This is a genomic window from Burkholderia sp. BKH01 (genome assembly GCF_025685725.1).
Taxonomy (GTDB): Bacteria; Pseudomonadota; Gammaproteobacteria; order Burkholderiales; family Burkholderiaceae; genus Burkholderia; species Burkholderia pyrrocinia_C.
Window position 1 is genome coordinate 420,343 of the sequence record NZ_JAOTQT010000001.1, and the last position, 11,620, is coordinate 431,962.

General features: G+C 66.3%; 7 protein-coding genes. 1 reads left to right on the forward strand and 6 read right to left on the reverse strand.

The genetic code is table 11. The annotated features are described in order from the left end of the window. Positions 1 to 384: 384 nt before the first annotated feature. The gene (locus OEJ37_RS01840) at positions 385 to 1,230 is read left to right on the forward strand and encodes a TauD/TfdA dioxygenase family protein (protein WP_174418863.1); all 846 of its coding nucleotides are present in this window, start codon (positions 385 to 387) and stop codon (positions 1,228 to 1,230) included. Positions 1,231 to 1,321: 91 nt separating this feature from the next. Here OEJ37_RS01840 and OEJ37_RS01845 read toward each other — a convergent pair whose 3' ends face one another. From OEJ37_RS01845 to OEJ37_RS01870, 6 genes are read right to left on the reverse strand one after another with little or no spacing between them, the layout of a single operon-like run. Continuing rightward, positions 1,322 to 2,548, reverse strand: a complete 1,227-nt coding sequence (locus OEJ37_RS01845) for an MFS transporter (protein ID WP_263342996.1) — start codon at positions 2,546 to 2,548, stop codon at positions 1,322 to 1,324. A gap of 53 nt (positions 2,549 to 2,601) precedes the next feature. Continuing rightward, entirely contained in the window at positions 2,602 to 3,447 is an 846-nt protein-coding gene (locus OEJ37_RS01850; RefSeq protein WP_263342997.1) for a thioesterase II family protein, read from the reverse strand. Then, entirely contained in the window at positions 3,428 to 4,273 is an 846-nt protein-coding gene (locus OEJ37_RS01855; protein ID WP_263343146.1) for a GNAT family N-acetyltransferase, read from the reverse strand. The genes OEJ37_RS01850 and OEJ37_RS01855 overlap by 20 nt, the downstream gene beginning before the upstream one ends. 4 nt (positions 4,274 to 4,277) lie before the next feature. Beyond that, a complete protein-coding gene (locus OEJ37_RS01860; protein ID WP_263342998.1) occupies positions 4,278 to 5,870 on the reverse strand; it encodes an MBL fold metallo-hydrolase in 1,593 nt (530 codons plus the stop codon). Positions 5,871 to 5,882: 12 nt separating this feature from the next. Continuing rightward, complete coding sequence (locus OEJ37_RS01865) at positions 5,883 to 8,213, reverse strand: beta-ketoacyl synthase N-terminal-like domain-containing protein (protein ID WP_244130791.1); 2,331 nt, start codon at positions 8,211 to 8,213, stop codon at positions 5,883 to 5,885. Continuing rightward, complete coding sequence (locus tag OEJ37_RS01870) at positions 8,194 to 11,598, reverse strand: amino acid adenylation domain-containing protein (RefSeq protein ID WP_263342999.1); 3,405 nt, start codon at positions 11,596 to 11,598, stop codon at positions 8,194 to 8,196. The genes OEJ37_RS01865 and OEJ37_RS01870 overlap by 20 nt, the downstream gene beginning before the upstream one ends. Positions 11,599 to 11,620 lie beyond the last annotated feature (22 nt).

Genomic DNA, 11,620 nt, shown 5'->3' on the forward strand with positions numbered 1-11,620 from the left:
TATTGAACATAATTATGCGTAATACTTGATTTTGTTGATGCAAACGTATCGAATTGGCCACGACAACGCGTTGCGGAGGGTCGTGGCGAGCAGATCGCCGTCGAATTCGCTACGGACTCCTTCCGCACTTCACGCCCGAGTCAACCCATCCGAAGCAACGTCCACCGACTCCGTCCGATCGTTCCGACTTAGATGCGTACGCAACTACATGCGACCTGTGAGAGTTCATAGCTAGACATGCACCTGGGCGGACGATATTTTTTAATCGGCTTCAACTTCCTTCTTGACGCCCTTCATCAAGCGTGCACGCGCGCACGACGCGCCATCCGTCATCATTTCCAAGCCTACACACCACGCTCATCCTGCATCATCAAAGGACTCCAAATGAAACTACGCAAACTGTCGTCCGCCCTCGGCGCGGAAATCACCGGGATCGATTTCTCGCAACCCCAGTCGCCTCAGACCCGTGACGACATCGTCGGGCTTCTGGCGGAACATCAACTGCTGGTCTTTCCCGGACAGCGTCTGTCGTGCGGGCAGCAGGTCGCCGCATGCCGGGACTTCGGTGCGCTCGAACCGCATCCGATGACGACCAATACCTCCGCGTTTCCGGAAATCACCGTGGTGTCGAACGTGACGGTCGACGGCAAGCCGGTGGGCTATCCGACGCCGCCGTTCGAGCTGTGGCATTCGGATCTGTGCTATCTCGAGCATCCGGCGAAAATGACGTTCTTCTATGCCGAGTCAGTCCCGGAAGCGCACGGCGACACCTGGTTCGCCAACATGTTCGATGCCTATGAAACGCTGCCCGACGATCTGAAGGCGGCGATCGAAGGCAGGAATGCGATCTTCAGCCTCGACGGCAGCCTGGTGAAGCGGTGCAGGAAGAAAGGCTTCGACCTCAACATCGCCGAGGAGGATTTCAAGCCGACGGTCTCGCATCCCGCGGTGCGCGCCCATCCGGAAACGCGCAAGCGCTCGATTTTCGTCAACTGGGCACATACGGATCGAATCGAAGGTTATTCGCCGGAGGAAAGCGACGACATTCTGGACCGCATCTTCACGCACTGTACGAACGAGGCGTTCATCTACCGGCATCGCTACGCCGCGGCGGATCTCGTGATCTGGGACAACGCGTCGTTGATCCACACGAACTCCCCGACGCCGCCCGTCGGCAACCGGATCATGCGGCGCGTGATGGTGACCGGCGCGAAGCCGTTCTATCAGTAACCCCCCCAGCAGCCGGGATTCGACGATGTCGACCCCGGCTGCTGCCGCATCGCCCCGCTCCCGCCGCACGGCGAAACAGCAGGCAGGTTCCTTACTCGGACCCCGCGGGCGACTGCGCCCCCTCCAGGCCGGCGCCGGCCTCCCCGGGCAGCGTGCAGCAGATTGCAGCGCCGACCAGCGCAGCCGCCATGATCAGGCTGCCCAGTGCATACCCCGACTGCCACTGCATCGCCGTCGCGAGCGTCGCCATGCCGGCGGCGATCACGAATTGCTGGAACCCGCAGATCGACGACGCCTCGTTCGACGTCGACCGGAACAGGTACAGCGCGGCGGAGAAGCACGGCGCGATCAGCATGCCGGTTCCCAGCTCCACCAGCGCAAACGCGGCGACCACCCGTGCCACGGCATCGGGTACCGTCGAGAAATACGTGACGCCCGCACCGCCGAGCGCGCAGCAAACGCAGGCCAGCCCCGTCAAGCCGGGCAGACCGATCCGTTTGCTGAGCCGGGGCGCCAGCAGCGCGCCGACGATTTCGGCCAGCGCGCACGAGACAAGCGCCGCCGAAAATGCGTTCTGCGTGACCGCGTGCTGGACCAGCAGGATCCCGGGCAGGAACGAGACGAAGCAGAAATTGATCGTCGTTCCGATCGAACACAGCACCGCGTATCGCCAGAAACGAGAGGAACCGACGATCGCGAGATAGGCCGTCCTGCCCGGCGTCGGCTCGGCTGGCGCGCGCGCATCGAAACGGCCCGTCGGCTGCACGCAGAACAGCAGGAGCGCGGCCAGCGACAGGCCGAGCAGCAGCAGGAACACGCTCCGCCACGAACCGGAGAACTGCAGGACCTGCGACCCGATCACCGGCGCGATCAGCGGCGAGATCATCGAGCAGACCGTCAGCGCCGTCACGCCACGCATGCTTTGTTGACTGTCCTGTGCGTTGTCGGTGATTGCCGCATACGACAAGGCCACGCAAACCGCCGTGGCGATGCCCTGGATGGCGCGGCACACAATGAACACGCGGATCTCCGACGTCAACGCGCAACCGGCCGTCGCGACGACGAAAGCAATCAGCGCGATCAGGATCGCCCGCCCCCGCCCGACACGGCGCGCAAGCTCGCCGACCGCGAACTGCGACACGCCGAGACAGACGACGAACGCGCTGAGCGTCAGCTGGATCTCGCTGGCGGTGGCGCGCATCCCTGCCTGGAGGCTCTTCAGCGCGGGCAAGTACATGTCCATCGACAGCTGGCCGAGTGCCGCAACCGGGATCAGGATCAATACCAGCGCTTGATTGTGCTTCAGGTTCGTGCTCATGATTTTTTTCGCGGGATTCGGCAATGCGGATCGCGGCGTGGCCGCGCGTCGAATCAGCAGGCTGAAGCCGTGTCGGCCTCCAGCGTCAGGCGCAGCATCGCGCCCGCGTTCGACGTGATGAAGAAATGGTCGCCGTCGAAGTCATGGAACCTGCACTCGCCGGTGGTCAACGACGCCCAGGCGCGCACGCTCTGCTCCGATATGCCGGGATCGGCGCGCCCATTGCAGACGAAAATCGGGCAGCGCAGCAGCGGCCGGTCGGGATTGAAGCGATAGGACTCGAACAGCCTGAAGTCGCAGCGCAGGATATCCATGAAATAGCGCAGCAACTCGGGGTTGCTGGTCAGGTCCCGCGGCATGCCGTTCAGCGCGAGCACTTCCGCGCCGAACGCGTCGTCGTCCAGATGCGCGATCCGCCGTTCTTCGGCGATCACCCTGGGGGCGGACAACCCCGAGGCCACGATACGCGCGATCGGCGCGGCGCCGGCTGCGTCGTTGACGCGCATCGCCAGTTCGTAGGCAATCAGCGCGCCGAAACTGTGGCCGAGCAGGATGCGCGGCGGATCGGGCAACTTCAGGTAGTCGGCAGCGATCTCGTCGAGCAGCGCCGGCAGGTCGGTCGGCAGCGCTTCATGCGCACGTGCGCCGCGCCCCGGCAATTGAACCCCCGACAAACCGACGCCGTCCGGCAGATGTTGCTTCCAGCCGAAAAAGCGCTCGATGCTCGCGCCGGCCCACGGAATGCACAGGACATGGGCGCCGTGCGCGGACGGGCGGACCAGGTTCCTGATCGTGCCGCCGATGTCCGGTGCGGTTGGCGGCGACATCTTCCGAGGCAGCGCCGGCGCATCACCGCTCGCGTGCGAGAACCGGTCGAGTCTAGGCGCGATGCTGGTCATGGCTTCTCTCCTGGATCACGGCCCGGTTCGAATACACCAGGAATTCGCATACCGGCTCGAAGCCCAGGCGCAGATACACATTGAGCCCGTCCGGGGACGCCTGCAACGCGGCCCGCTTTGCGCCGAGTCGTTCCCTGGCGTGCGTCAGCACGAAATGCGTGGTGGCGGACGCGAAGCCGCGCTTGCGGACGGCGGCCGACGTGCTGATATCGAAAATATGCGCGGTGTCCCCGTCGAGATACATCGCGGCCGTGCTCACCGCCTCGCCGTCGATCTCGCCGACGAACAGCTTCAGCGGTTCCGCCGCATCGATCGCCAGCGCCGCGACGTTCCGGTAGAACGCGTCGACGTACGCGTCGGGCGGATCGAACAGCGCGCCGATCAGCGCGCCGAATCGCGCGACGTCTTCCGGGGCGCTGATCTGGCGCACGCCGAACCCCGCCGGATAGTCGACGGGCGGCAGCAGGTCCAGCCCGGCGAGCATCCCGACGCTCGTTTCGTCTTCCAGGAAGCCATGCTCGCGGAGCACCTGTGGAAACGCGGGGTCGGCAAGCTCGCGACAGGTCCACCAGGCAGCCGGCAGGCCCGCATCGTTGAAGCGCTGCGCGATGCTCGCGGTCGCCGCCGCCTGAGGCTGACCGGCGGCCTTGCTGATCACCAGGTTGAAGGTATCGGTCGCGAGTCCGCTGTCAACGACAGCATGGTCGGGATGCTCGTGCGCCTGCATCGTGCCGCCGATGCGGCGCGGAAAATAGGCGTTCTTCTTGATCATGCCGTCCAGCAGCGTGGCGATCTGCGGGGCAAGGTTCTGTCGGATTCGATTCATTCGGTCAACCTGCTTGCAAGGGGATATCGATACAACCATTGAGCAGGCTGGCGTCGACACCGGCCTGCCGACAGGCGGCGATCATCTTCCGCGCCTCCTGCATCGCAAAGGAACTTTCGTCATATTCGAGACTGCTGATGAAGGTCAACCACGGCTCCTGGGCCATCGCGTAGATGAACACGCGCTCCGCGCCAATGATCTGCGCCAGCCGGAAGCCGGCGCGGGAGTCGGAGCCGTTGAGCCGCCGGCTGTCGTCCATCGAACGCGTCAGCTTCGTCTTCAGCATCGGGCCGTACAGCCACGAGACAGGCGCGCCCTCGCATTCCATGCCGATGAAGAGCGTGTCGATCTTTCCGTAGCGGCGCCGGACCTGCTCGTAGAGCCTGTCGTCGAGATTGTTGCTGTCGGCGACCATCAGCACCCGTCGCTCACCCGTTTCGACCATGAATCCGAGCTTGCTGCGAATATTCAGGTCGCCATGTTCGCCAAAAAACGGCAACGCGTGAAGCGTCCCGCCGCCCAGCCGTAACGTGTCGAATTCGCTCATCGTGATGACGTTCTCGAAGCCCAGCGCATGCGCGCTCTGCTTCAGCGAAGGATCCATCAGTTCGCCGGGCGTATTCTGCGGCACCACGATCGTCTTCACGCGGTCGCGAATCTGCAGCAATGTCTCCAGCACGAAATGATCGTGATGCGCATGCGTGATCACGACATAGTCGATCACGTCGGGCAGGTCGTCATACGTAAACCGGGGCGACTGGCCCGGAAACGGATAGCTGATCAGCGGATCGAACAGGAGGTTCTCGGCGCCGGTCTGGACCAGCACGCACGCGTGGCCGAAGTAGCGAACCCGGGCCTCGTGCCCGGCGCTCGGGCGCCGCTCGGGCGCGGTCTCCGAGAACAACGCGGCCACCGCTTCTGCGCGGACGCCCTTCGAGCGCCGGTCCAGGATCGCCTCGAACTGCGCCTGGTCGAGCCCCTGCCGGCGCGACGCAGTCAGCGCGATCGCCAGGGGGTCCGAGAACGGGATGTCCAGCAGCACGTCGCCGCTGGTGTCGAGCCGAGGCGTGCTGAGACAGAACGGCCGGCTGTCGTCCCACAGCGGGGCGAGCGCGAAGGACTGCAGCGCCCGGGTGTCGTACTGGTCGTAGAACAGCCCTTCCAGCAGGCGCGGATAGGCGATGTTGCCTGCCTGGTAGGCCAGTTCGACGAGTCCGCGCAAACGCGGCGGAACCTGCTCGTAGAACGGCACGAGACTGTGCCCGTCCGCCGCGCCGAGCAGTGCCAGCAGCGCATCCAGATCGTCGGCCAGCTCGAACAGGTGGGCGCCGGCGCGACGCGTCGCGTCGATCAGCGCTTCCATCGCCGGCACGTCGGCAACGCCGAGGCCCTGCGCGAACGGGCCGCCGCGCATCTTCGGGTTCGCGGACGCCTTCTCGTGCAATGCCGCGTGCTTGACGAAGGACATCATGATGTTCAGGTGATGCCGCATCAGATAGGCGGCCGTGGGCGGATAGACCAGCCACGGATTCGCATGCCAGCGGTTCACCAGCGGCTCGATCTTGACGTTCTTCTTGAGGAAAAGAGTGCTCTTCACGGCTGTCTCGCTTCAAAGATTTTCAAATTTCTCGACTTCGATCTCACGCGGGCCCGCCGCCGCCAGCTTCGTCGGGCCCGCGTCCAGCCCAATGCGCTCGCCGATCAGGCGTGCCTGCCCGCTGACGCTGGGTTGGCTGTAGCAGTCCACCACGTGCATCGGCAGCGCGTGTTCCGAGATCAACTGCGACACGAACTGGCCGACCGTCAGCGAATCCGCGCCGTGCTCGAAAACGTTGTCGGTGCCGCGCAACGCCGGCGCGCCCAGCAAGGTGCGCCATTGGGCCAGCAGCGTTGCTTCAAGCGCGGCCAGACTGGCCGGTCGCTTGGCCGTCGCGCCGGCCGCCGCGACGCGGCCGGTTGGTCCGGTGTCGCGCGGGGCGCGAGCGGGTTCGACCCAGTATCGTTGGCGGTCGAAGCGGTAGGTGGGAATCCGCGTCCGCCTGCCCGAGCCGGCACCGGTCGCGCGACCGAAGTCGACCGCGACGCCGGCGCGCCACAGCGCCGCCTGAAGCTGGCCGGCGCCGGCGCTAACCGCCACGGGCGGCGATCCCGGCAGCGCGATGCACAGCCCGCTGCCCGCGGCTGACAGCCGGACCGCCGCACCGGCGTCGAGCGCGATGCCCCACTCCGCGAGCCGCGCCCTGACGCCGTCGATCCCGAGCCGCGGCTCGACGCCCAGCAGCGTCGCCAACGCCGGTGCGTCGCCGGCTTCGACCGCCACGCCGCTCACCGGCTTCGGGCTGAACTGGCCATGCGCCGCGCGGAGTTCGGCGAGCGCCTCCGCCCGACTGGCGGCGCACACGGCCAGCCGGTGCTCGAACGCCTTCCGGCCGACGCGCGTCGAACAGGCGAAGTCCGCGAGCGCTGCCTCGTCGTCGAGGGCCTCGAGCGCGTCGATATACGCTTGCCGCAGCATCGACAACGACGTCGCGCTTTTCGCCGACGCGACGATGACGTGCGGGCCGGGCCCGACGACAGCGGCACCCGCCGCCGGTCCTTCGGCGACGACCACATGCGCATTGGTGCCGCCAATACCGAACGAGCTGAGCGCCGCGCATCGCGGTCGCGCGCCGCGCGGCCACGCGACCGGCTCCGTATTGATCGCGAATGGCGCGTCGTCGAACGAAATGCGCGGACTCAGCTCGCGGAAGTGCGCGGTCGACGGGATCACGCCGTGCCTGAGCGCGAGACACAGCTTGATCAGGCCGGCAAGGCCGGCGGCGGTATCCAGGTGGCCGAGTTGCGTTTTCAGCGCGCCGAGATAGCGGGTGCGCTTCGCGCCCGCCTGCGCGAAGACCTGATTGAGCGCGCGCGCCTCGATCGGGTCGCCGAGCGGCGTGCCGGTTCCATGCGCCTCGACCAGATCGATGTCGTCGAGCGCTGTCCCGCTGCGGCGATACGCGGCGGCGATCACGTCGGCCTGCCACTTCGGGCTCGGCGCGGTGAAACCCACCTTGTCGCGGCCGTCGTTGTTGAGCGCGGTGCCCTTGATCACGGCCCAGATCGGGTCCCGGTCCGCGAGGGCCTGCGCAAGCGGCTTCAGGACCACCGCGCACGCCCCGTTGCCACGCACCGTTCCCGATGCGTCGCGGTCGAACGCGCGGCAGAAGCCGTCCCGCGAGCCGATCATGTTTTCCGCGAAGACATAGCCCGACTGCTGCGGCAGCGCGATCGACACGCCGCCGACGACCGCCATCTCGCAATCCCCGTGCAGCAGCGACAGGCACGCGTAGTGCAACGCGACCAGCGAGCTGGAACAGCCGGTCTGCACGTTGACGGCAGGCCCGTGCACGTTGAGGAAATAGGCGATCCGGGTGGCGAGGAAATCCTTGTCGTTCAGCATCAGCAGCTGCAACTGGCCGTGCTGCTCGCCAATCGCCGGATCGGACAGGAGATGCTTGATCAGGTATTGGCTCAGGCCCGAGGTGGCGAACACCCCGACGTTGCGCCCGGCGCAATCCGCGGCGCCGGCATCCTCCAGTGCCTCCCACACGATCTCCATCAGCACCCGGTGCTGCGGATCCAGCAGGGTCGCTTCCGCGGCCGACAGGTTGAAGAACCCCGCATCGAACTCCTCGATGCCCGGCAGCACGCCGCGGCGGGCGACGTAGCGCGCCCGGTCCGCCTCGTTCAACTGCGCCAGCTCCGCCGCCACCTCGTGCGGCGCGAACGTCGACAGGCCGTCCTCGCCCGACATCAGCAGGGACCACAGCGCGTCGACGTCGCGGGCGCCGGGCACGCGCGCGCTCACCCCGATGATCGCGATATCGACCGGACGTGCGTCCGGCACGCCGGCTGCGCACGCATCCATGTCACTCATGTCACTGTGCAAGTGCGTCATGTTCGATCAGTCCGTGGAGGTAATCGGAGAGCATCGCGACCGTCACGTGTTCGAACAGATCGACAATGTCGATCTCCTTCTCCACGCCGTGATCCTTGAGCAGATTCGACAGCTTCTCGTAGACCGTCATGATCTTCAGCGAACTGCCGCCGACGTCGAAGAAGTTGTCATCGTCGCCGAACGCCTGGCTCCCGACCTCGTCGGCCCAGATCGCCCGTACCACCGCGCGAAAATCGATGTCGGCGACGTCGACCGACGCCGCCTCGCCGGCGGGCTCGAGCGGGTTCGACAGCGCGATCGAATCAAGACGGACAGCCGCGGGGGACGTCAATGCCGCGAGCACCTTGTCGAGGTTCGTGCAGATCCCGAGAACGACATCGCCGTCGTAGAGATCGGTGTTGTATTCGACCAGCACGCGGTAGTCGCCCTCCTCCTTGCGCAGCGAGAACAGCAGGTCGTATTTCGCGACATGCCGATCGAGCAGCATGCGGCGGGCGGTCAGCGCCCCCATCGTCAGCACCTCGGCCTGCTCCGGCTCCAGGTTGACCATCACGCGAAACGCGGTGCGGCGCAGCGTATTGTTGATCTGCAACGCGTCGAACACGTCCTCGGTCGTCACGTTGCGGTGCGAATGCGCGTCCGCGAGCGTCGCCGACACGGCCTGCGCGAGCTGGTCGCCGTTCCACGCCGAGTCGATCCGCACACGCAGCGGCAAGGTGTTGACGAAGAAACCGACCAACTCGTGTTCCGTGAAATGATCCCGATTGGAAAAGAACGTCCCGATGCAGACATCGTCGCTACCCGACGCCTTCTGCACCAGGCAGGCCACCGCGGCCGTGAACAGCGCGAATGGCGTGAGCGCGCGCTGCGCGGCCGCCGCATCGAGCGTCCGGCTGATCGACTGCGGCACGGCATGAAAATGGAGCCGTCCGGCGAACCGTGACGCCGGCCGCACCGCCGGATCGACCAGATACGGGGTCGCGCCACGATAATCCGCGAGCTTGCGCGTCCAGTACTCGAGGTTGGCGCCGAGCGTTTCGCCGGCTTGGCGGGACGCGGCTGCGTAGTCCGCGAATTGCCGGGCCGGCGCGGCGCCGATCGCCGCCGGATCGCCGCCTGCGTCGTACAGGCGTTGCAGCTCCGTGAACAGCAGGTTGAGCGCGCGGTCGTCGACCGCGATGTGGTGAAACACGAAAACCAGCCGGCCCGCCGCCGCGTTGAAGCGAATGTCGGTCGCGCGCAGCATCGGATCGCGCCGCAGGTCGAACGGGCGCATGACCTCCTGCGCGATCCATTCATCCGCCTTCGCCTGCCGTTCGTCCGGCTGCATCGAGGTCAGCTCGAGCGTGCGCAGCTCGAACGGCGCGCGGCCCCCGACCCGGATCCTCAGGTTGCCGCTTTCCCACAGATAGTTGCTGCGCAGGATCGCGTGACGATCCATCAACTGCTGCAGGCAGCGTTCGAGCAACGCGCGGTCCAGGACGCCCGCGTACTCGAACACCAGCGGCGCGTTGGACACCGCCCGGCCGCCCGGGCTGTTCTCGAGCAGCCAGATGCCGCGCTGCGCGGCCGTCGCGAAGCCTGCCTCGGCAGCGGCTGCGCCGCCGGCATCCGGCTCCGGTTGCAGGCCGCGTGCAGGCGGCGCGGTTTCAGGCGCTTTCCGGGTACGTTCCCGAATGATGGCCGCCAGCGCCTGGATGGTCCGGTGCTGGAACACGTCCGCGATGTTGAGCGGCACCGCGAATTCCTTCTGCAGCACGAAGGTCAGCTGGGCGCTGAGCAGCGAGTTGCCGCCGATCCGGAAGAAATCGGCATCTGCGGAGATGTCCTGCCGCGACATCAGTTTCGAAACGATACCCAGAACCTTGTCCTCGATGCCGTCGTTGGCCGGTGCCGCGCCGAACAGCCCGCCGGCGTACTGTTCGAGCCGGGTGCGATCGGTCTTGCCGTTGGTGTTCAGCGGAATCGCGTCGATCAACTCGATCCGCGACGGCACCATGAACGCCGGAATCTGCATCTGCAACTGATCCAGAACGGCGTCGAGCGGCGGGCAATGCGGTTGCGCGACGATCAGCGCCACCAGTTGATCGTTCCGCGCCAGATCGAGCACCTTCACCACGGCCGCGTCCGCCACGCCGTCGATGCTGCGCAGCGCGACCTCGACTTCGCCAGGTTCGATCCGCACGCCGCGCACCTTCACCTGCCGGTCGGCGCGCCCCAGATAGCGCAGCAGCCCGTCGCCGTCGTAGCTGCCGAGATCGCCGGTTCGATAGACGCGCCGCCCCTTCAGCGGGCCGTGATGGATCGTCGGAAATTTCTCGGCCGTCAGGCCGGCGTCATTCAGATAGCCCAGCGCCACCCCTGCGCCACCGAGCACGATCTCGCCGACCTCGCCCGGCTCGACCGGCGTCAGGTCAGCGGACAGGATGTACGCGTGCTTGCCCGGCAGCGAACGGCCGATGCTGACCGTACGGCTCGCGTCGTGGCACGGCACCGCGTAACCCGTCGAGTACGTCGTGTCTTCGGACGGGCCGTAGAGATTGAACACCTGGGCGACCTGCGGCGCCACGGCGTAGATATCGTCGACGAGATCCTGGTAAAGCGCCTCGCCGGCCAGGTTCACCACTTCCGTCCCCGGCGGGAACCGGCGATGACGCACCAGTTCGCGGGCCGCCGACGGCACCGTGTTGATCATGCTGACGTCGAAGCTCGCCCCTTCGTCCAGCAACTGCAGGATCGTGTCGACCAGCACCACCTTGCTGCCCGTGCACAGCGTGCAGATCAGCTCGAACACCGACAGGTCGAACGTGATCTGCGTGGACGCCAGCACCGAGCGCCGCTGCGTGTCGGTAAACGATGACCTGTACCAGTCGATCAGGTTCGCGAGATTGTGCTCGCCGATCAGCACCCCTTTCGGGCTACCGGTGGACCCCGACGTAAACACGACGTACACGGGCGCATCGGCCGGGCGCTCGCCGGCGGGCTGCCAGTCGGCCGGCGCCGTGTCGCCGGCGGGCAGAATGATCTTGCCGCACGATGGCGGCAGTTGTGCGGCCAGCTCCGCGGTCGTGACGACCTGCCGGATGTCGTGCGCGACGATGATGTCGCGCAGCCGTTCAGGCGGATATTTCTCGGTCAGCGGTACGTAGACGGTGCCCGCGCCAAGCGATGCCAGGATCGTCGCGGGCAGCCGGACGTCGCGCGGCAGGAAAATGCCGAGCAGCGCGCCGGGCGTCACGCCCGCGGCGGCGATGCGCGCGCCGATCGACGTCGTCATGTCATGCAGCGTCGCGTAGGAAAGGCGGTCCTGCCCACACTCCAGCGCGATCGCTTGAGGGTGGTTGCGGCAGATTTGCTGGAATTGGGCGAAAGCTGAGTGGGTCATTACGCGGCTCCATCGGAATTGA

Excerpts from the sequence above, each read along its gene's own strand:
- OEJ37_RS01850 (WP_263342997.1), bottom strand. The coding sequence starts at position 3,447 with ATGACCAGCATCGCGCCTAGACTCGACCGGTTCTCGCACGCGAGCGGT.
- OEJ37_RS01845 (WP_263342996.1), bottom strand. The coding sequence starts at position 2,548 with ATGAGCACGAACCTGAAGCACAATCAAGCGCTGGTATTGATCCTGATC.
- OEJ37_RS01870 (WP_263342999.1), bottom strand. The coding sequence starts at position 11,598 with ATGACCCACTCAGCTTTCGCCCAATTCCAGCAAATCTGCCGCAACCAC.
- OEJ37_RS01855 (WP_263343146.1), bottom strand. The coding sequence starts at position 4,273 with ATGAATCGAATCCGACAGAACCTTGCCCCGCAGATCGCCACGCTGCTG.
- OEJ37_RS01865 (WP_244130791.1), bottom strand. The coding sequence starts at position 8,213 with ATGACGCACTTGCACAGTGACATGAGTGACATGGATGCGTGCGCAGCC.
- OEJ37_RS01840 (WP_174418863.1), top strand. The coding sequence starts at position 385 with ATGAAACTACGCAAACTGTCGTCCGCCCTCGGCGCGGAAATCACCGGG.